General features: G+C 76.0%; 18 protein-coding genes and 1 pseudogene. 11 read left to right on the top strand and 8 right to left on the bottom strand.

Annotated elements, in window-relative coordinates; all coding sequences use genetic code 11:
• Positions 1–28: 28 nt before the first annotated feature.
• The 4 genes from egtB to QMQ26_RS30365 all read left to right on the top strand — a co-directional run bounded on the left by egtB (position 29) and on the right by QMQ26_RS30365 (position 4,581).
• Positions 29–1,480, top strand: a complete 1,452-nt coding sequence (egtB, locus tag QMQ26_RS30380) for an ergothioneine biosynthesis protein EgtB (protein ID WP_404813989.1) — start codon at positions 29–31, stop codon at positions 1,478–1,480.
• Positions 1,480–2,256 (top strand): ergothioneine biosynthesis protein EgtC, encoded by a 777-nt coding sequence (egtC, locus tag QMQ26_RS30375; RefSeq protein ID WP_100839438.1) that lies wholly within the window; start codon positions 1,480–1,482, stop codon positions 2,254–2,256. Before egtB ends, egtC begins: the two co-directional genes overlap by 1 nt.
• Complete coding sequence (gene egtD, locus QMQ26_RS30370; RefSeq protein ID WP_282203454.1) at positions 2,253–3,239, top strand: L-histidine N(alpha)-methyltransferase; 987 nt, start codon at positions 2,253–2,255, stop codon at positions 3,237–3,239. Before egtC ends, egtD begins: the two co-directional genes overlap by 4 nt.
• Before the next feature lie 88 nt (positions 3,240–3,327).
• Complete coding sequence (locus QMQ26_RS30365) at positions 3,328–4,581, top strand: aminoglycoside phosphotransferase family protein (protein ID WP_282203453.1); 1,254 nt, start codon at positions 3,328–3,330, stop codon at positions 4,579–4,581.
• A gap of 163 nt (positions 4,582–4,744) precedes the next feature.
• Here the strand turns inward: QMQ26_RS30365 and QMQ26_RS30360 are convergent, their stop codons facing one another.
• Entirely contained in the window at positions 4,745–5,377 is a 633-nt protein-coding gene (locus QMQ26_RS30360; RefSeq protein ID WP_100839440.1) for a TetR/AcrR family transcriptional regulator, read from the bottom strand.
• A 192-nt stretch (positions 5,378–5,569) separates the two neighbouring features.
• Between QMQ26_RS30360 and QMQ26_RS30355 the strand changes: the two genes are divergently transcribed.
• The 4 genes and pseudogenes from QMQ26_RS30355 to QMQ26_RS30340 form a co-directional block, all read left to right on the top strand.
• Positions 5,570–6,718 carry an acyl-CoA dehydrogenase family protein gene (locus QMQ26_RS30355; RefSeq protein ID WP_282203452.1) on the top strand — a complete coding sequence of 383 codons (1,149 nt, stop codon included), beginning with the start codon at positions 5,570–5,572 and terminating at the stop codon, positions 6,716–6,718.
• 32 nt (positions 6,719–6,750) lie between these two features.
• On the top strand, positions 6,751–7,938 hold the full coding sequence (locus tag QMQ26_RS30350) for a thiolase family protein (protein ID WP_282203451.1): 1,188 nt from the start codon (positions 6,751–6,753) through the stop codon (positions 7,936–7,938).
• A gap of 52 nt (positions 7,939–7,990) precedes the next feature.
• A complete protein-coding gene (gene fabG / locus QMQ26_RS30345) occupies positions 7,991–8,749 on the top strand; it encodes a 3-oxoacyl-ACP reductase FabG (RefSeq protein WP_100839443.1) in 759 nt (252 codons plus the stop codon).
• Positions 8,750–8,949: 200 nt separating this feature from the next.
• Positions 8,950–9,255, top strand: a pseudogene (locus QMQ26_RS30340) (IS5/IS1182 family transposase); the annotation flags it as partial.
• A gap of 21 nt (positions 9,256–9,276) precedes the next feature.
• Here the strand turns inward: QMQ26_RS30340 and QMQ26_RS30335 are convergent.
• The 3 genes from QMQ26_RS30335 to QMQ26_RS30325 all read right to left on the bottom strand — a co-directional run bounded on the left by QMQ26_RS30335 (position 9,277) and on the right by QMQ26_RS30325 (position 11,604).
• Positions 9,277–9,792, bottom strand: a complete 516-nt coding sequence (locus tag QMQ26_RS30335; protein ID WP_282203450.1) for a DinB family protein — start codon at positions 9,790–9,792, stop codon at positions 9,277–9,279.
• 124 nt (positions 9,793–9,916) lie between these two features.
• Positions 9,917–10,837 (bottom strand): hypothetical protein, encoded by a 921-nt coding sequence (locus tag QMQ26_RS30330; RefSeq protein ID WP_282203449.1) that lies wholly within the window; start codon positions 10,835–10,837, stop codon positions 9,917–9,919.
• A complete protein-coding gene (locus QMQ26_RS30325) occupies positions 10,834–11,604 on the bottom strand; it encodes a hypothetical protein (RefSeq protein WP_282203448.1) in 771 nt (256 codons plus the stop codon). The genes QMQ26_RS30330 and QMQ26_RS30325 overlap by 4 nt, the downstream gene beginning before the upstream one ends.
• A gap of 772 nt (positions 11,605–12,376) precedes the next feature.
• Here QMQ26_RS30325 and QMQ26_RS30320 point away from each other — a divergent pair.
• Positions 12,377–12,841, top strand: a complete 465-nt coding sequence (locus tag QMQ26_RS30320; RefSeq protein ID WP_100839445.1) for a DUF3592 domain-containing protein — start codon at positions 12,377–12,379, stop codon at positions 12,839–12,841.
• A gap of 54 nt (positions 12,842–12,895) precedes the next feature.
• On the opposite strand, the gene QMQ26_RS30315 is transcribed toward QMQ26_RS30320, so the two are convergent.
• Together QMQ26_RS30315 and QMQ26_RS30310 are read right to left on the bottom strand one after the other, a co-directional pair.
• Positions 12,896–13,939, bottom strand: coding sequence for a S66 family peptidase (locus tag QMQ26_RS30315; RefSeq protein ID WP_100839446.1), 1,044 nt, complete (start codon positions 13,937–13,939; stop codon positions 12,896–12,898).
• Positions 13,940–13,995: 56 nt separating this feature from the next.
• Entirely contained in the window at positions 13,996–14,952 is a 957-nt protein-coding gene (locus QMQ26_RS30310) for a zinc-binding dehydrogenase (protein ID WP_282203447.1), read from the bottom strand.
• 178 nt (positions 14,953–15,130) lie between these two features.
• Between QMQ26_RS30310 and QMQ26_RS30305 the strand changes: the two genes are divergently transcribed.
• Positions 15,131–15,694, top strand: a complete 564-nt coding sequence (locus QMQ26_RS30305; RefSeq protein WP_282203446.1) for a DUF4240 domain-containing protein — start codon at positions 15,131–15,133, stop codon at positions 15,692–15,694.
• Between the two features lie 37 nt (positions 15,695–15,731).
• Here QMQ26_RS30305 and QMQ26_RS30300 read toward each other — a convergent pair whose 3' ends face one another.
• The gene (locus QMQ26_RS30300; RefSeq protein WP_282203445.1) at positions 15,732–16,409 is read right to left on the bottom strand and encodes a nucleotidyltransferase; all 678 of its coding nucleotides are present in this window, start codon (positions 16,407–16,409) and stop codon (positions 15,732–15,734) included.
• 288 nt (positions 16,410–16,697) lie between these two features.
• On the opposite strand from QMQ26_RS30300, the gene QMQ26_RS30295 reads away from it, so the two are divergent.
• Positions 16,698–17,177, top strand: coding sequence for a VOC family protein (locus QMQ26_RS30295; RefSeq protein ID WP_282203444.1), 480 nt, complete (start codon positions 16,698–16,700; stop codon positions 17,175–17,177).
• 113 nt (positions 17,178–17,290) lie between these two features.
• On the opposite strand, the gene QMQ26_RS30290 is transcribed toward QMQ26_RS30295, so the two are convergent.
• Entirely contained in the window at positions 17,291–18,235 is a 945-nt protein-coding gene (locus QMQ26_RS30290) for an AfsR/SARP family transcriptional regulator (RefSeq protein ID WP_282203443.1), read from the bottom strand.
• Between the last annotated feature and the right edge of the window lie 319 nt (positions 18,236–18,554).

Below are 18,554 nucleotides of genomic sequence, written 5' to 3'. Positions count from 1 at the left end.
CCCCTTTCGTACGGCAGGAGGACGCCCCGTGCTGAACGCCGACCGGACCGACCCCGCGCTGCTGCGCGACCTGATCGCCGTCGAGCTGCTCGCCGCGCGGGAGCGCACCGCCCAGCTCACCGAGGCCGTCGACGACGCCGAACTCGTCGCCCAGCACTCGCCGTTGATGTCGCCGCTGGTGTGGGACCTGGCGCACATCGGCAACCAGGAGGAGCTGTGGCTGCTGCGCAACGTCGGCGGCCGCGACCCGCTGCACCCGGAGATCGACCCGCTGTACGACGCGTTCGAGCACCCGCGCGCCGAACGCCCCCGGCTGCCGCTGCTACCGCCCGCCGAGGCCCGCGCCTACGCGCACGAGGTGCGCGGCCGGGTGCTGGACCTGCTGGCCGCCTCCCCGCTGGAGGGCGCGCCGCTGCTGGACGCCGGGTTCGCGTTCGGGATGATCGTCCAGCACGAGCAGCAGCACGACGAGACCATGCTGATCACCCACCAGCTGCGCACCGGCCCGGCCGTGCTGGACGCCCCGCCGCCGCCCGCCGCCACCGGCCCGCTGCCCGCCGAAGTCCTGGTCCCCGCCGGGTCGTTCACCATGGGCACCGACACCGAGCCGTGGGCGCTGGACAACGAGCGCCCGGCCCACCCGGTCGAGCTGCCCGCGTTCTGGCTCGACACCACGCCGGTCTCCAACGGCGCCTACCAGCGCTTCATCGCCGACGGCGGCTACCGGGACCGGCGCTGGTGGGCGCCCGAGGGCTGGGCGCACCGGATGTCGGCCGGCCTGGAGGCGCCGCTGTTCTGGCGGCAGGAGGGCGGCCAGTGGCTGCGCCGCCGCTTCGGCCACCTCGAACCGGTGCCGGAGGACGAGCCGGTGCTGCACGTGAGCTGGTACGAGGCCGACGCGTACGCCCGGTGGGCGGGGCGGCGGCTGCCGACCGAGGCGGAGTGGGAGAAGGCCGCCCGGCACGACCCCGCCACCGGCCGCTCCCGGCGCTTCCCGTGGGGCGACGCCGCGCCCGGCCCCGAGCACGCCAACCTCGGCCAGCGGCACCTGCGCCCGGCCCCGGTCGGCGCCTACCCCGAGGGCGAGTCGCCGTACGGCGCCCGGCAGTTGATCGGCGACGTGTGGGAGTGGACGGCCAGCGACTTCACCGGCTACCCGGGGTTCGCGGCCTGGCCGTACCGGGAGTACTCGGAGGTGTTCTTCGGCCCCGAGTACAAGGTGCTGCGCGGCGGCTCGTTCGCGGTCGCCCCGGTCGCCTGCCGGGGCACCTTCCGCAACTGGGACTACCCCGTGCGGCGGCAGATCTTCGCCGGCTTCCGCACCGCCCGCGACGCCGAGCCCCGCACCGCCCGCGACGCCGAGCCCCGCACCGGGAACGGCGCCGGTCCGGGCTCCGGCGGGCCCCGCGGCGGGGCCGGTTCCGGCCGCGACGGCTCGGGCGACGGCTGGGGCCGCGACGGCTCGGGGGCGCGCGCCTGATGTGCCGCCACTTCGCCTACCTGGGGCGCCCGGTCCCGATCCGCTCGGTCCTGCTCGACCCGCCGTACGGGCTGCTGCGGCAGTCCTGGGCGCCCCGGCTGCAGCGCCACGGCACCGTCAACGTCGACGGCTACGGCGTCGGCTGGTACGCGTCCGGCGACGAACGCCCGGCCCGCTACCGGCGGGAGGGCCCGATCTGGGCCGACGGCGACCTCGCCGACCTGGCCCGGGTGGTCAGCTCGCACGCCGTGCTCGGCGCCGTCCGCTCCGCCACCCCCGGCTGCGCCGCCGGGGCGCAGGCCGCCGCGCCGTTCGCCGCCGGACGCTGGCTGTTCAGCCACAACGGCGCCCTGCCCGGCTGGCCGGGCGCCTTCGCCCCGCTGGCCGCGCTGCTGCCCGCCGCCGAGCTGCTGGAGCTGGAGGCGCGCACCGACTCGGCGCTGCTGTGGGCCCTGGTGCTGAACCGGCTGCGCGCGGGCGGGGAACTCGGCGAGTCGCTGGCCGAGGTCTGCCTGCTCGCCTCGGAACCGGCCGGGTCCCGGATCAACCTGCTGGCCACCGACGGCCGTTCGCTCGCCGCCACGGTGTGGGGCGACACCCTGTTCCAGCGCCGCGACCCGGACGGCTCGGTGCTGCTCGCCTCCGAGCCCTTCGACGACGGGCCCGGCTGGTCCGAAGTCCCCGACCGCACCCTGCTGGTGGCCGACGCGGCCGGCAGCTCGCTGACCCCGCTGGCCGCCGTCGGCCCGCGCATTCGAGAGGACGCCCCGCGATGACCGGATACCGGCTCACCCGCCTGCTGCCCCCCGACCACCTGCACCACGCGCTGCGCGCGGACGTCCGCGAGGGCCTGGGCGGCCGACCCAAACGGCTGCCCCCGAAGTGGTTCTACGACGCCCGCGGCTCCGAGCTGTTCGAGGAGATCACCCGGCTGCCCGAGTACTACCCGACCCGGGCCGAACGCGAGATCCTCGCCGCCCGCGCCGACACGATCGCCGCCACCACCAGGGCCCGCACCCTGGTCGAACTGGGCTCCGGCTCCTCCGAGAAGACCCGCCTGCTGCTCGACGCGCTGCGCACCGCGGGCACCCTGGAGCGCTACGTCCCGGTCGACGTCAGCGAGAGCGCCCTCGAGTCCGCCGCGAAGGCGCTGATCGCCGAGTACCCGGGGCTGGACGTCTCCGCCGTGCTGTCCGACTTTACCCGGAGCCTGGGCCTGCCCGACGGCGGCGGCCCCCGGCTGGTGGTCTTCCTCGGCGGCACCCTCGGCAACCTGCTGCCCGCCGAACGCCACGACTTCCTGACCGGCCTGCGGGCCCAGCTCATGCCCGGCGACTGGCTGCTGCTCGGCACCGACCTGGTCAAGGAGCCCACCGTCCTGGTCGCCGCCTACGACGACGCCGCCGGGGTCACCGCCGCGTTCAACCGCAACCTGCTGTCGGTGCTCAACCGCGAGCTGGACGCCGACTTCGACCCCGGGCAGTTCGAGCACGTGGCGCTCTGGGACGCCGAGCACGAGTGGATCGAGATGCGGCTGCGCTCGCTGCGCGACCAGACCGTCAAGGTCGCCGACCTCGGCCTGCCCGTGCACTTCGAGGCCGGCGAGGAACTGCACACCGAGGTCTCCGCGAAGTTCCGCCGCGAACGCGTCGAACGCGAGCTCTTCGCCTCCGGTCTGCGCCTGACCGACTGGTGGACCGACGAGGAGGGCCGCTTCGGGCTCTCGCTCTCCCGGCCCTTCGAGGACAGCTCGGACTGACCGGCCCCTCGGGGCGACCGGGCCCGCCGCCTGCGGTTCTCCGCTTTATTCGCTGGCGCGGGCCCGGTGCCGTCCGGAGAATGCCCGGGTGCAGACGACTGAGCAGCGGACGGCGACCGTCGTGGTCGAGTGGCAGGGCCAACTCGTCGGGGCGGTGGGGCCGTTCGTCACGGCCGCGCCGTTCTGGGCGCAGGTCGGGGAGGTCGCGGCGCGGGCCTCGGCGGCGGCGGGGGTGCCGCTGGCGGTGCTGCGGCTGCTCTCGGTGGCGGGCGGCGCGGGCGGCCGGGGCGGCGAGACGGTGTACCTGGCGGTGGCGGAGCGGCGCCCGACCGGGGCCCTGACCGCGGCCGGGACGGTGCCGGACGCGGGCCACCCGCTGCGCCTGCGGTGGGCGTCGGCGGACGGGCTGGACGCGGAATGGGCCTGGGCCGACGGCGAGTTGGCGGCGCTGGGGCGGCCCAGGCGGGGGCCGGTGGAGCAGGTGCGGAGCTGGAACCTGTCGGCGCTCTCGCGGTTCCCGACCGGGGACGGCCCGGTGTGGCTGAAGAGCACCCCGCCGTTCGCGGTGCCGGAGGCGGCGGTGATCGCCCGGGCGGGGAAGGCCGACCCGGAGCTGGTGCCGCGGGTGCTCGCGGCGGACGGCCGGCGGGTGCTGCTCGCGGACGTGCCCGGGGTGGACTGCTGGGGCGTACCGGCCGACGGCATGCTGGACGTGCTCGACCGGTGGACGGCGGTGCAGGCGGCGGTCGCCGCGGACGGCCCGGGCGAGCTGCCGGACTGCTCCCCGGCCGCGCTGGCGGCCCGCTTCCCGGCGCTGCTGGAGCGGCTGCGGCCGGAGCTGACGGACGCGGAGTACGCGAAGGCGCTGGAGCTGGCCGGGCTGCTGCCCGCCATCGCGGCCGAACTCGCCGACTGCGGGCTGCCGTTGACCCTGGTGCACGGCGACTTCCACCCGGGCAACTGGCGCTTCGACGGCGAGCGGGTCACGGTCCTGGACTTCTCGGACGCGGTCTGGGGCCATCCGGCGCTGGACGGGCTGCGGCCCGCCGCGTTCCTGTCGCCGGAGCGCTGGGCGGACGTCCGCGCGCGCTGGGTCGCGGCCTGGCGGGCGCCGGCGCCGCGCAGCGACCCGGAGCGGGCCCTGGAGCTGGCGGCGCCACTGGCGCACGTGCACTCCGCGCTGCGCTACCAGGAGTTCCTGGACGGCATCGAGCCGAGCGAACACCCGTACCACGCGGGCGACCCGGCCGACGAGGTGCGGCGGGCGCTGGAGGCCCTGGGAACGGCGCTGTTCCCGACGGGCGGGTCGGAGCCGCGGGCCGGGGGCCGTACCGGACGCTGATGCGGCCGGGTGGCGCGGGCGCCGTCCGGGTACGCGGAACTGCCGGAGCCGGCCCGGTGCTCGCCGGACTGCCGCGACCACGGGAGCCGGTGGCAGCGGCCCTGACGGCTCCCGCCGGGCGGCGGCTCGGGCCGGTGCGGGACGGTCCGGGGCGGCCGGGGGCTCAGGGCAGGCGGCGGTAGCGCAGGTCGAGGCCGTCGAGGAGGGCGTCGAGGCCGGTGGCGAAGGCGCCCTCGTCGATGCTGCGGCGGTGTTCGGCGAGGCGGTGGGCGTCGCCGAGGTGGGGGTAGTCGGCGGCGTCGTAGAGGCTGGCGTCGTCGGGGAAGCCGGCCGCGAAGGAGGCGAGGGCGGAGCCGGTGACGAAGTAGCGCATCAGGGCGCCGATCCGGGTGGCCTGGCCGCGGGGCCAGCCGGCGTCGACCAGGCAGCCGAAGACGGCGTCGGCCAGCCGCAGGGCGTGCGGGCGGCGGCCGGGACCCTGGGCGAGGACGGGGACGAGGTGGGGGTGGGCGGTGAGGGCGGCGCGGTAGGAGCGGGCCCAGGCGTGCAGGGCGGTGCGCCAGTCGTCCGGCGCGTCGAACATGGTGAGGTCGACCTCGCCCATCACACTGTCGACGACGGCGTCGAGCAGGTCGTCCTTGGTGGCGAAGTGGTTGTAGAGCGAGGGGCCGCTGACCGAGAGTTCGGCGGCCAGGCGGCGGGTGGAGAGCGCGGCCAGGCCCTCGGCGTCGACCAGGGCGAGGGCGGCGGCGATGATGCGTTCCCGGCTGAGCAGGGGGGTGCGGGGTCGGGCGATCTCCGCCTCCTGGGGGCGCGGGCCTGCGGGGTCCGGGTCATTCTCGCAGGTGCCCGCGGACGGCTGCGGGGGGCTGCCGGGTGCTCTTCCGGTTCCGGGCGGGGCGGGCTACAGTCACCGTAAAACTTGCAGTGCTAGTTTACCGGCACCGCAGGAACGTCAGGATCGTCGACTTGTTCGGGGTGGCGCCGCGTGGACCTGGAACTGACCGAGGAGCAGGCCGCCGTACGGCGGTTGGCGGCCGAGTTCACCGATCGGGAGATCGTGCCGTTCGCCGCCGGGTGGGACCGGGCGGAGTCCATCGACCTGGGCGTCGTCAAGAAGCTCGGCGACCTGGGCTTCCTGGGACTGACCCTGCCGGAGGAGTACGACGGCAGCGGCGGCGACCACCTGGCGTACTGCCTGGTGCTGGAGGAGCTGGGCCGCGGCGACTCCTCGGTGCGCGGCGTGGTGTCGGTGACGCTGGGGCTGGTCGCCAAGTCGGTCCACGCCTTCGGCACCGAGGAGCAGAAGCGGTACTGGCTGCCCCGGCTGTGCTCGGGCGAGGCGCTGGGCTGCTTCGCGCTGACCGAGCCCGGCACCGGCTCGGACGCGGCGAACCTGACCACCCGGGCCGAGCGCGACGGCGACCACTGGCTGATCTCCGGCGCCAAGATGTTCATCACCAACGGGACGTGGGCGGACGTCGCCCTGGTCTTCGCCCGCACCGGCGAACCCGGGCACCGCGGCGTCAGCGCCTTCCTGGTGCCCACCGACACGCCCGGCCTCACCCGCACCCCGGTACACGGCAAGCTGGGCCTGCGCGGGCAGGCCACCGCCGAGCTGGCCCTCGACCGGGTCCGGGTGCCGGACGGCGCCCGCCTGGGCGAGCTCGGCAAGGGCTTCACGGTGGCGATGGCGGCCCTGGCCAAGGGCCGGATGTCGGTCGCGGCGGGCTGCGTCGGCATCGCCCGGGCCGCCCTGGAGGCGGCGGTGCGCTACGCCGGGGAGCGCGAGCAGTTCGGCAAGCCCATCGCCCACCACCAGCTGGTGCAGGAGCTGCTGGCCGACATCGCCGTCGACGTGGACGCGGCCCGGCTGCTGACCTGGCGGGTCGCCGACCTGATCGACCGCGGCCTGCCGTTCGCCACCGAGTCCTCCGTCGCCAAGCTGTACGCCTCCGAGGCGGCGGTGCGCTGCGCGAACAACGCGCTCCAGGTGTTCGGCGGGTACGGCTTCATCGACGAGTACCCGGTCGGCAAGTACCTGCGCGACGCCCGGGTGATGACCCTCTACGAGGGCACCAGCCAGATCCACAAGCTGCTCATCGGGCGCTCCCTGACCGGCGTCAACGCGTTCTGACCCCCTCCCCCACCGACAAGGAGCCCGACGAAGTGCTTCCGGTCTTCATCGCCGCCGCCCGCCGCACCCCGATCGGGCGGCTGCGCGGCGCGCTGTCCGCCGTCCGGCCCGACGACCTGTCGGCGGCCGTGCTGCGCGGGCTGCTCTCCGACGTGCCCGCGCTGGACCCGGCGCGGATCGACGACGTGTACTGGGGCGCCGCCAACCAGGCCGGCGAGGACAACCGCAACCTGGCCCGGATGGCGGTCCTGCTGGCCGGGCTGCCCGAGACCGTCCCCGGCGCGACCGTCAACCGGCTGTGCGCCTCCGGGATGGAGGCCGTCACCACCGCGGCCCGGGCGATCGGCTCCGGCGAGGCGGACGTCGTCGTCGCGGGCGGCTGCGAGTCGATGAGCCGCGCCCCGTTCGTGCTGCCCCGCCCGGACGAGGCGCTGCCGCACCGGATGGAGACCTTCGACACCCGGCTCGGCTGGCGGCTGACCAACCCGCGGATGCGCGAGCTGCACGGCGTGCTGTCGATGGGCGAGACCGCCGAGGAGGTCGCCACCCGCCACCGGATCGGGCGCGAGGAGCAGGACGCGTTCGCGCTGCGCAGCCACCGACTGGCCGCCGCCGCCCGGGAGTCGGGGCACTTCGACGCCGAACTGCTGCCCGTGGTCCGCCCGGACGGGACGGCGGTCGACCGCGACGAGTCGATCCGGCCGGACACCACCGCCGAGAAGCTGGCCGCCCTCAAGCCGGTGTTCCGCCCCGGCGGGACGGTCACCGCGGGCAACGCCTCGCCGATGAACGACGGTGCGGCGGCGCTGCTGCTGGTCAGCGAACGGGCGCTGCGCGACCTGGAGTTGGAGCCGCTGGGCCGGTACGTGGCGGGCGCCTCGGCGGGCGTGCACCCCGACGTGATGGGCGTCGGCCCGGTACCGGCCACCCGGCGGGTGCTGGAGCGCACCGGCTGGAAGCTCTCCGACCTGCACACCGCCGAGTTCAACGAGGCCTTCGCGGCCCAGGCGCTGGCCTCGGTGCGCGAGTTGGGCATCGACCCGGAGCTGGTCAACCCCTCCGGCGGGGCGATCGCCCTGGGCCACCCGCTGGGCTGCTCCGGCGCCCGCATCCTCACCACCCTGCTGCACCGGATGCGCCGCACCGGTGACCGGCGCGGCCTGGCCACCATGTGCGTCGGCGTCGGCCAGGGCTCCGCTGTCCTGGTCGAGCGCGACTGAACCACCTTCCCCCTCAACGGACATGACGGAACCTCAGGAACGGAGTGCGACGATGGGCAGGTTCGACGGCAGGATCGCGGTGGTGACCGGGGCCGCGCAGGGCATCGGGGCGGCCACCGCCCGGCGGCTGGCCGAGGAGGGCGCGACGGTGGCCGTGGTCGACCTCACGGCGGAGCGCGCGAAGGGCACCGTGGAGGAGATCGCCGCGGCGGGCGGCAGCGCGCGGGCATACGGGTGCGACGTCGCCGACTACGACGCGGTGGCGGCCCTGTTCGCCGCCGTGGTCGAGGAGTTGGGCGGGGTGCACATCCTGGTCAACAACGCCGGGATCACCCGCGACAACCTGTTCTTCAAGATGCCCAAGCAGGACTGGGACACCGTGCTCGCGGTCAACCTGACCAGCGCCTACAACTGCGCGCACGTCGCGCAGCAGTACTTCGTGGCCCAGAAGTACGGCAAGATCGTGTCGCTGAGCTCGCGCTCCGCGCTCGGCAACCGCGGCCAGGCCAACTACGCGGCGGCGAAGGCCGGCATCCAGGGCCTCACCGCCACCCTGGCCATCGAACTCGGCCCCTACCACGTCAACGTGAACGCCGTCGCCCCCGGCTACATCGCCACCTCGATGACCGCCGCGACCGCCGAGCGGGTCGGCGCGACCCCCGAGGAGCACCAGGCCGAGGTCGCCGGCCGCACCCCGCTGCGCCGGGTCGGCCGACCCGAGGAGGTCGCCGCCGTGGTCGCCTTCCTCGCCAGCGAGGACGCCTCCTACGTCAGCGGCCAGACCCTGTACGTCAACGGCGGCGCCCGCTGAGGCAGCCCGCGACGGCGGCCCGGGCCGCCGTGCGTACCGTCCGCCTCCCGGCCGGCGGCCGGCGACCGGGCCCGGTCCGGCGGATCTTGTGACTGCCGGGGCTCCGGCCCGTCGGCATGGGCATGGGGGGGAGATCCGACGGGTGACGAGTGGGCTCGGCTGAAGCCGCACCTGCCCGAGGGCGGGCAGCGAGGCGGGCGTCGGGCCAGTGGGGTGACACCCCGCAGCTCATCCCGGTCATGGAACGTGTCCGGGCCGCCCGCCGGGACGGCGGCCGTCCCCGCACCCGGCCCGATCACCTCGGCGGCGACAAGGCGTACTCATCCCGGTGAAACCGCCGCTACCCGCGAAGACGCCGGATCAAGCACACCGTCCCCGAGCCGAAGGACCAGCGGGCCAACCGCAAGCGCCGCGGCAGCCGAGGCGGCAGGCCGACCGGCTTCGACAAGCGGGCCCACGTCTTCCACCGCACCGCCACCGTGGCAGCGATCCGACTGGGGCTCCGCTCGCAACCCGCACGACCGGTTTCAGGCGCCGGTCCGCCCGTCGACGAGCTCACGCACGACATCAAGGTGACCGTTGTGGCGGGACGTCTCCTCGATGAGGTGGAGGATCACCCACCGGAGGTCTACGTTGCGGCCGTCGCTGATGGAACGCCTGGCCGTTGAGTTCAGGTCGTGGTCGGACACCAGGCGGCGGTAGCGCGCACTCTGCTCCTCGTACTCGGCAAGAAGCCGGGGCAACGGAATGTCGACTGCTGTCCGCATCTCAGGGTCGGGATCGTCGTCGGTCGCCCCGGTGAGCGGCCCCGCGGGCTCCTCGCCCAGGAACATCACTTGGAACCAGTAGTACTCGACCCACCGCAGATGGCTGATCAGCCCGCACAGCGTCATCAGCGGTGAACTCGGGAGCGGGGCCTTGCGGGCGTCCTCGGCGGACACGCCCTCACACTTGGCTCGCGCGGTGTCACGGGCGTAGTCCAGGAAAGTGACCAGCTGCGTACGCTCGTCCCACGTGGGAGGCGTGTCGGTTCGTTGAGTCATCGCGAGGAGTTTCCCGCAGCCCGGAACGGGTGTCGACCCAATTGATCGGAAGCACCGTCAAGTCCCACAGCAGCGGCTGTGCTCGGGGAGAGCCTGGCAGGATCCGCCGGACGGGCCCTGGTGGCTAGCCGCCGGCCTTGGCCGCGGCGAGCTGGCGCAAGTAGCGTTCCGCGGCGCGGAGTTTGCGGTTCTCGGGGCCGGGGAGGTGGGCGCGGAGCTCGATGATGTCGGGGGCGATCCGGATGGCCTCGGTGGGGTCCTTGACGGCGCGCCAGCAGGCTTCGGCGTTGGTGACGGCGCGCTGGGTCTCGGGGTGGTCGGGGCCGTCGGTCTGCAGGAGGGCGGCGGCGACCTGGCGGTAGAGCTCGGCGGCGACCGAGGGGAGGCCGCCGACCCGGCAGACGTGGGCGCGGACCTGGCGGACCTGGAGCACGACGGGGGCGCGGGCGCCGTACGCGCCGACGGCCTTCTCCTCCAGGGCGAGGGCGAGGGCGGCGGCGGTGTCGTGGTCGCCCGCCTCGGCGTTGCGCACGATGTGGCCGATCGTCTCCAGGTAGTCGCCGGGCGGCACCTGCCCGGGGTCGGCCGCCGGGGCCTCGGCCCCCTTGCCGAGCCGGACGGTCGCGGTCGGGTTCGCGGCTGCGGCTTCGGCTTCGGTCATGGCCGGGGTGCCCGGCCCGGGCAGCGGGGTGGTGGCGGCGAGTGGGTCGTGCCGGGGCGGGGCGTCCGGCTCGGGGGCGCGTTCGACGAGCGGGGCCGGGGCCGGCTTGCCGAGCGGGACGGTCGCGGCGAGCGGGTCGGGGCCCGGCAGCGGGAGGGTCGCGGCCAACGGGTCGGCCGGGTCCGGGAGTTCGAGCGTCTTCTCGAACGCCACCGGCGGGGCACCGACGGACCCGGGAACGGGCGCGGGAACGGACCCTGCGAACCCTGCGGACCCGGGCACGCCCTTGCCGAGTTCGACGCGTTCGGGCTTGCCGAGCGGGACGGTCGCGGTGAGCGGCTCCGCCGGGACCATCGCTTCGCCCTTGACCAGCGAGACGATCATCGTGCGGCGCGGCGGGGTCGCCGGGACGCCGGGCTTGCGTAGCGAGACCAGGCCGCGCGGCGTCCACCCGGGGGCGAGCCGGGGGCGGGTGGGTTCGGGCGCGGCGGTGGCGGGGGCGGCGGCCTTCCCGGGGCGGGCGGCGGTGGCGGGCGGGGCGGTGGTCGCAGGGTCGCCGGGGCCGATCTTCCGGGCGGTGTTGCGGAAGTAGGGCGGTCGACGGGGTGGGAGGCGATCACCACGGTGTCGGGGCGCAGCACCGAGTGGACCTGCTGGCGGACGAGTTCGGGGGTGAGGAACTGGTCGGCGCCGGGGCGGCCGCGGTGCAGCGTCTCGATCAGGGCCCGGGTGAAGGTGCCGAGCTGGTCGGGGTCGTGGTTGACGACGGCCCAGAGCGGGACGCCGTCGGAGAGCTGCTGTCCGGCGGTGGCGGCGAGGCCGGGCCAGACCACCTGGTCGGCGCTCAGGTCGCCGATCACCAGGGTGTCCAACTCGGTGCCGCGGTGCCGCAGTTCGGTGGCGATCGCGGACCAGGGCAGGCTCTCGGAGGTCTTGCTCTCGCGCAGTGAGAGGTAGAGCTGTTCGCCGCGCCGGTCGGTGATCAGGTGGCCGCCGAGGTGGATGAGCAGCGGTCCGGGGTGGCGGGCGGCGGCGCGCAGGTGGGCCAGGACGGTCTGCGGGTCGTTGGCGCCGGGCAGGTGGACGGCGTCGACCTGCCCGGCGGAGAGCAGGACCTGCGGGGCGACGCCGGCCAGCGCGGCGGAGAGCACGGAGGCGTTCGCGGTGCCGCCGCGCCCCCAGCGGCGACCGCCGCCGTAGCCGCCCTCGACGACCAGGATGCGTCCGCGCAGGCCGCCGCCGATGCCGTGGGCGGCGAGCGCGGGCGCGGGCGCCGGTGTCGGCGCGGTGGCGGGCGGCGGGGGTCGGCGGCGGGGGCGGGAGGGTGACGACCGGGAAAGTGCCGGTCCAGCCGGTGGCGGCGGGCGGGGCCGCGGGCGGCGGCGGGAGGGGGGTGCCGCCCGCGGGGGTGGGGGTGGGCAGCGGGATGGTGCGGGTGGAGCTGAGGGCGGCGTCGGGGACCACCGGGTTGATCGAGGTGGCGAACGGGTCCGCGGCGGGCGGGTGCTCCGGCGTCCGGTCGGGGGCGGGCGTGTTCGGGGGGAGTTCGAGTGTCCCCTCCGGATCGGCCGCGGGGCCGTTCCCGGTCGTCGATGCCACGTCAGCCACCGTTCGGTCACCGCCCCCGTCCGTCGCCCGTGCGACGTCGTGCCTGTACGCCGTGGTGTCCCGCACCACGCTTCGATCCCGGCCACGATACGTGGTCCGCGGGCGGCCGGGCCAGGCCGGGCCCCGGGAGGGTTGACGGCGGGTCCGGTCCGTCCCGGCCGGGTCGCCGCCCCGTCACGGGATCGTCCCGACCGCCGGGCGCCCCTTGGCGCGGACGATCACCGGTTGGACACTGGGGCGACTCCGGTGCCGGTCCGCGCGCCCGGAGCCGGATCGGGAACGGCGGCGGAAGCGGAAGCCGGAGGACGGAACACCATGGCGTACCGGGCGATGCTGGTGGCGGGGCTGGTCACGGGCACGGGCGGGCTAGCCCTGCTGGGGGCCGGCCTCCCCGGCGCGCTGCTGCTGCGGCGACGGTGGGCCGCCGAGGGGACGACCGCCGAGGCCCGCTGCCTGGAGACGTACGTGCAGGAGCGCCGTGACGACCGGCCGTCCGTGCGCCGGGCGATCGTCGAGTTCCGCACGCCCGACGGCACCGCGCACCGCGCCCACCTGCGGGCCCGCGACCTGGTCGCGGGCGACGTCCTGACGGTCCGCTACCGGCCCCGGAGACCCTCCCGGGCACTGCACGCGGACCGGTCCGACGGGACGGCGGCCCTGCTGGTAGCCGTCGTGGTGCTGGCGCTGGCGCTGCTCACGACCGCCGCCGTCACCCTGCACCTGGGCCTGGCGCCCGACCCGGAGCCGAACGGCGACTGGCACGTCGGCGGCTCCTACTGACGCTCGACTCCCTTTCCGGAGAACGGCATCGGGCCGAGCGGCGGCGGGTGGCGGTCAGTAGGTGACGGTGATCCTGCGGGCCGGGCCGTCGACCCGGATCAGGCCGCCGTAGGGGATGACGAGCTGCGGTTCGGTGTGGCCGAGGTCGACGTCGAGGACGGCCATCGTCCCGGGGGCGTAGGCGTCCAGGGCGCGCAGGACGGCGGCGTGCTGGTCGGCGCGGTAGCGGGCGCGGGCCTCGGCGTCGTGCGGGTGGTCGAAGCTCCAGGCCATGGCGCGGCCGACCAGCAGGGCGGGGAACTGGCGCAGCAGGCCGCGTTCGCCGAGGTTGCGCAGCATCCGGAACACCTCGGTGGCGCTGGGCAGTTCCTCGGAGGTCTCCAGGAAGAGCACGCGGCCGGCGTACTCGGCGGCGGGGCGCAGCCGGTCCGCGGCGGCCATCCAGTGCAGGATCTCCAGGTTGCCGCCCCAACTGGTGCCCTCGACGACCCGGTCGGGGCGGTGCCAGCGCCAGCCGGTGGCGGGTTCGCCGGCGGGGGCGCGGTCGAAGGTGGCCGGGTCCTCCCAGCGGCCCTGCACGGTGCTGGTGTCGGTGGCGGCGGTGAGTTCGTACGCGCCGCCCTCGAACAGGGCGGCGCGCAGCGAGGCCGCGGTGAGCGGGTGGACGGCGTGCGGGCGGCCGAGCTGGGTCATGACGGAGGCGCCGTGGTAGGCGACGATGCCCTGGCGGTGGAGGAAGTCGAGCAGGTTGGTGTTGTCGCTGTAGCCGAAGAAGGGCTTGGGGTGGGCGCGCAGGAGCGCGGCGTCGAGGTGCGGGACCAGGGTGATCTGGTCGTCGCCGCCGAGGGTGGCCATCACGGCCGCGATCGTCGGGTCGGCGAACGCGGCGTGCAGGTCGGCGGCGCGCTCGGCGGGGGTGGCGCCGAGCCTGCGGGTGGTGGGGTACTCGACCGGTTCCAGGCCGAACTCCTCGCGCAGGCGGCGCAGTCCGAGTTCGTGCGGCAGCGGGAAGGCGCCCGGACCGGCGAAGCCGGGGGAGACGATCGCGATCCGGTCGCCGGGCCGGGGCCGGGGAGGGTACGTCGGCTGGTCTGACATGCCGGGATGCTAGCGGCGCGGGCGCGTCGGGCACGACCCGGTTTCGGGGCGGCGGGTCAGGAGGCCCCGGGCGCGACGTCCAGCAGGGTCTTGCCGAGGGTGTCGCGGGACTCGATGGCGCGGTGCGCGTCGGCGGCGCGTTCCAGCGGGAAGCGGCGGCCGATGACGGGGCGCAGCCGGTGCGCGGCGGCTTCGGCGAGGACGTGGGCGGTGGCGGCGCGGATGCCCGCGGGGGTGGGCCGCAGGGTGAGCACGGTGAGGGCGCGGGCGGCGACCTCCGCGTCCGGGAGGGCGGTCCAACTGCCGCTGGCCAGGCCGTAGCTGAGCAGCTTCCCACCGTCGCGGAGCAGGTCGGCGGCGGCCCGGCCGAGGGTGCCGCCGACGCCGTCGAGGACGAGGTCGACGGGGGCGGTGGCGGCCGTCCAGTCGGGCCGCAGGTAGTCGACGGTCTCGGCGGCGCCGAGTTCGGCGGCGAGGGCGAGTTTGCGGGGTCCGCCGGCCGCGGCGACGACGTGCGCGCCCGCGGCGGTGGCGAGTTGGACCAGCAGGGTGCCGACGCCCCCGGCGGCGGCCGTCACCAGGACCCGGCTGCCGGGGGCGGGCGCGGCGGTCTCCAGCAGCAGGCGGGCGGTGCGGCCGTCGGCGAGCAGTGCGGTGGCGGCGTCCAGGGCGAGGCCGTCGGGGACGGCGTGCAGTCCGTCGGCGGGGACGGCGGCGAGTTCGGCGTACCCGCCGCTGCCCCCGGTGGAGGAGACCACCCGCCGTCCCCGCCAGGCCGGGTCGGCGCCGGGCCCGAGGGCGGTGACGGTGCCGCCGACGCCGTTGCCCGGGACCATCGGGAGGGCGCCGGTGAACGGCCCGAGGCCGGTGGCGCGGAACTGGGTCTCGACGAAGGTCAGGTTGGCGTGCGCGACCGCGATCAGCGCCTGCCCCTCCCCCGGCACCGGATCGGGCGCGGCCCCCGCCACCAGCACCTCGGGTCCGCCGAACTCCCGCAGCCACACCGCACGCATCACGCCTCCGCCCGCTCCCGGGCCGGTCGTTCCGGCCCGCCGCCCATCCTGTGACGTCAAGCCCGCTTGAGGTCAAGCCGACCGGCGGCCCGGCCGCTTCCCCTTCCCCTTCCCCGTGCGGCGGGCGCTTTCCGGCGCGGCGGGCGACCTGTCACCGGCGGGTGCCAGGATGCCCGGCATGGACACGGACGGATTCTGGGACCTGGTGGAGTCGAGCGCGACGGGCGGCCCCGGCTGCGAGCGCGCCGACCGGTTGACCGCGCGCCTCGCCGGGCTGCCGCTGTCCGAGGTGCTCGAGTTCCAGCTCCGCCTGGACGAGGCCCGCGCCCCGCTGGACACCGCGGGCACGCTGGCGCTGGCCTGGCTGGTGAAGCGCGGCTGGGTCAGCGACGACGGCCTCTGGTACTTCCACGCCTGGTTGATCGGCCTCGGCCGCGACGCCCACCGCCTGGCCGTCCACGATCCGGACGCCCTCGCCGACCACCCCGCCCTCCGGCGCCTGGCCGCCCTCCCCTACGAGCGGTGGGACGACGACGACTTCCCGGACTGGGAACTGCTCGACTACTGCGCCCAGGAGGCGTACGAGCAGCTCACCGGCGAGGAGGACGGCCTGGAGGAGGCGCTGGAGGCGGTCGGCCACGACAGCCCCTGCAACGCCGAGTTCACCGAACCGACCTGGACGCCCGAACAGACCGCCGCCCGCCTGCCTCGCCTCACCGCGCTGTTCGCCGACGCCACCTGACCCGCCGCGCCCGGACCGCCCGTCGCTCGAACCCCCTTCAGCCCAGCGCCCGTTCGATCAGCAGCCGGGTGAACAGCCGCGCCTGCTCGGCACGTTGAGCGCGCTCCCCCGGGGTGAGGACCGGCGGGACGCCGTAGCGGCGGGCGGCGATGTCCTCGGCCAGGCCGGGCGGGGCGTCCAGGGCGGGCAGGCGGGCGATCGCCTCGCGTTTGGTGATCAGCCGGCCCTCGCGCAGCGCGACGGTGGCGCGGACGGCGGTGACCGGGCCGAAGTCCACCCAGATGTCGCGCCGCCACGGCTCGGGGCGGGCGGTGACCGGGTACCAGTAGTCGCGCAGGTCGGCCCGGAGGTGTGCGTGCAGCGCGGCGTCGGTGACCGGCGGCAGCAGCGCGCCGGGCCGCTCGCCCGCCAACACCTTTCCGGCGTCCAGCAGTTCGCGGCGGGCGATGACCGTGACCGGGCGCTCCATCGGCTCGCCCTGGGCGAAGGTGAAGTGCGCGGCGGCCGGGTCGCCGAGCTCCTCGCGCGGCAGGTACGAGCAGTGCAGCTTCGCCGCGCCGGGCTCCCGCGCGCCCAACTCCCGGTGCAGCGCGGCCAGTCGCTCCCGCACCGGCCCGTCGGGCGCGGCGGGCAGCACGGCGACCAGGTCGAGGTCACTGCGGCCGTGTCGGTAGTCGCCACACGCCAGCGAACCGTGCACCCACAGCGCGTCCACCGGCCGGCGTCCGCCAGCCGGGCCGCGAACCGCGCCAACAGCGGTGCGGCCAGGGCCCGTTGCTGCTCATCGTCATGGTCGGTGGGCAGGAACGGCGGCTCCGGGAAGGTCATGCCACCCATGCTGGCACCCCGGGCACGTCCGGGCACGTCCGGGCGCGCCTGAACACGCCCGGACGCGCCCCGGACGGCCGGGCGCGGCTCCGCCGGGAAGCGCCGGGCACGCCCTACCGTCGAGGGGGCCCGGCCGTACGGCCGGGTGACCGTCCGGGAACGGAGGACCCTTCCGATGGCGCAGAAGATCACCACTTTCCTGTGGTTCGACGACCAGGCCGAGCAGGCCGCCGAGTTCTACACCACGGTGTTCGAGCACGGCCGGATCACCGAGGTGCAGCGCTACTCGGAGGCCGGGCCGGGCGAGGCCGGGAGCGTGATGCTGGTGTCCTTCGAACTGTTCGGGCAGGAGTTCCTGGCCCTGAACGGCGGCCCGGTGTTCCGCTTCAACGAGGCGGTCTCGCTCCAGGTCGACTGCGCCGACCAGGCCGAGGTGGACCGCTACTGGGAGCTGCTGACCGCCGACGGCGGCGCGCCGGGCCCGTGCGGCTGGCTGAAGGACCGCTACGGCCTGTCCTGGCAGATCGTGCCGCGCCGGATGACCGAGCTGCTCACCGACCCCGACCAGGAACGCGTCCGCCGGGCCACCGCCGCGATGCTGACCATGGGAAAACTGGACATCGCCGCCCTGGACGCGGCCGCGGACGGCACCTGACGCCCCGCAGCGCCACTGTTCCCCCGCCGCCGGAGCTGCCGGCGGACTGCCCTCCCGGTAGCGGTCCCCCGTCCCGGGGCGGGGGCGGGGGCGGGGGCGAGGGCGAGGGCGGGTCAGCTGCCGGTGAGGAGGTCGCGGAGCAGGGCGACGGTGTCCGGGTCGAGGTCGCGGCCGGTGCGGCGGCTGAGGGCGTCGAGGCGGTTGACGGAGCGGACGAGCTGGTCGCGGGCGCCGGCCGAGGCGTAGGCGTAGAAGAGGTCGCGGTGCAGGAGTTCGACCTCCGGGGCGACGGCGAGGGCGCGGAAGATCGCGGCCTCGGCGGTGCGGTGGTCGCCGTACTGGAGGCGGCGGGCGGCGAGTTCGTGCGCGGTGTCGACGATCGCGGCCAGCATGTCCTGGCGTTCGGCCTCCGCCCAGGCGTACGTCCCGGCCGGGGCCTCGGCGAACGGGGCGCCCCGGACCAGGGCCAGCGCGTGCGCGAGGGCGGCGTCGGCGGTGGCGGAGGTGGAGCGCATGCCGCGCCGGTACAGGCTGCGGAACTCGTCCCAGTCGCAGGTGACGGTCGGGGCCAGGCTGTACGTGTCGGCGGGCTGCCCGCCCAGGTAGTCGCGGCCCTCCGGGGAGGTGCCCAGCCAGCCCGCCAGCGCGGCGATCTTGACCGGCAGCGGTTCGGCCAGCCGCTCGGCGGTGGCCCGCGGGTCGAGGTGCGCGGCACCCGGGTGGATGTCGCGGTCGACGGTGGTGTGCTCACTGCCCGGGCGCAGTGCCAGGTACGCGGCGAGCTCGGTCAGCCGGGGGCGGCCCGCCGGGTCGGCACTGCCTGCCGCGCCGAGCACGTCCACCGGCCCGAGCACCCGGATGCGCGGCGCGGAGCGCAGGTGGTGGGCCTCCGGGGAGCGCAGGATCGCCAGCAGGTCGTCGCTGTCGGTGCGGGCCGGACCGCTCCCGGGCCGGGCGGACGGCCGGGCCGGGGAACGCGGGTCGGGCGCCGCCGCCTGGTCGTGGGTGGGCAGCGGCTCGGGCACCACCGGCGGCGCGTCCACCGGGGCGGGGGGCACCGGGACGGCGGGGGCGACGGGGCGGCGAGTTCGAAGGACCGGGTGCCGCCGTCCGGGACGGACTCGGACTCGGGCGCGGGTACGGGTACGGGTACGGGTACGGACACCGAATCGGACGCGGGGTCGAGTTCGGCGGTGCTTTCGGCGGCGCTTTCAGCCTCGAACTCGGGCTCGGACTCAGGCGCGGGAGCGGGTACGGGAGCGGTGAACGGCGGCGCCGTGGGCGGGAGTTCGTCCTGCGGCAGCGCGGCGGCGACCCGGGGGTCGACGGGCGTGCCGTGCGGCGGGGTGGTGACCTTGCGGGCCTGGCCGTTGGCGG

The sequence above is a fragment of the Kitasatospora fiedleri genome (assembly GCF_948472415.1).
GTDB lineage: Bacteria > Actinomycetota > Actinomycetes > Streptomycetales > Streptomycetaceae > Kitasatospora > Kitasatospora fiedleri.
Note: the sequence above shows the minus strand (reverse complement) of the source record. Positions and strands in the feature narration are given on the sequence as shown.

Coding starts and splice junctions, on each gene's coding strand:
- QMQ26_RS30310 (WP_282203447.1), bottom strand. CDS start 14,952: ATGCGTGCGGTGTGGCTGCGGGAGTTCGGCGGACCCGAGGTGCTGGTG.
- QMQ26_RS30330 (WP_282203449.1), bottom strand. CDS start 10,837: ATGATCGTCTCGCTGGTCAAGGGCGAAGCGATGGTCCCGGCGGAGCCG.
- egtC (WP_100839438.1), top strand. CDS start 1,480: ATGTGCCGCCACTTCGCCTACCTGGGGCGCCCGGTCCCGATCCGCTCG.
- QMQ26_RS30320 (WP_100839445.1), top strand. CDS start 12,377: ATGGCGTACCGGGCGATGCTGGTGGCGGGGCTGGTCACGGGCACGGGC.
- fabG (WP_100839443.1), top strand. CDS start 7,991: ATGGGCAGGTTCGACGGCAGGATCGCGGTGGTGACCGGGGCCGCGCAG.
- QMQ26_RS30305 (WP_282203446.1), top strand. CDS start 15,131: ATGGACACGGACGGATTCTGGGACCTGGTGGAGTCGAGCGCGACGGGC.
- QMQ26_RS30315 (WP_100839446.1), bottom strand. CDS start 13,939: ATGTCAGACCAGCCGACGTACCCTCCCCGGCCCCGGCCCGGCGACCGG.
- egtD (WP_282203454.1), top strand. CDS start 2,253: ATGACCGGATACCGGCTCACCCGCCTGCTGCCCCCCGACCACCTGCAC.
- QMQ26_RS30335 (WP_282203450.1), bottom strand. CDS start 9,792: ATGACTCAACGAACCGACACGCCTCCCACGTGGGACGAGCGTACGCAG.
- QMQ26_RS30295 (WP_282203444.1), top strand. CDS start 16,698: ATGGCGCAGAAGATCACCACTTTCCTGTGGTTCGACGACCAGGCCGAG.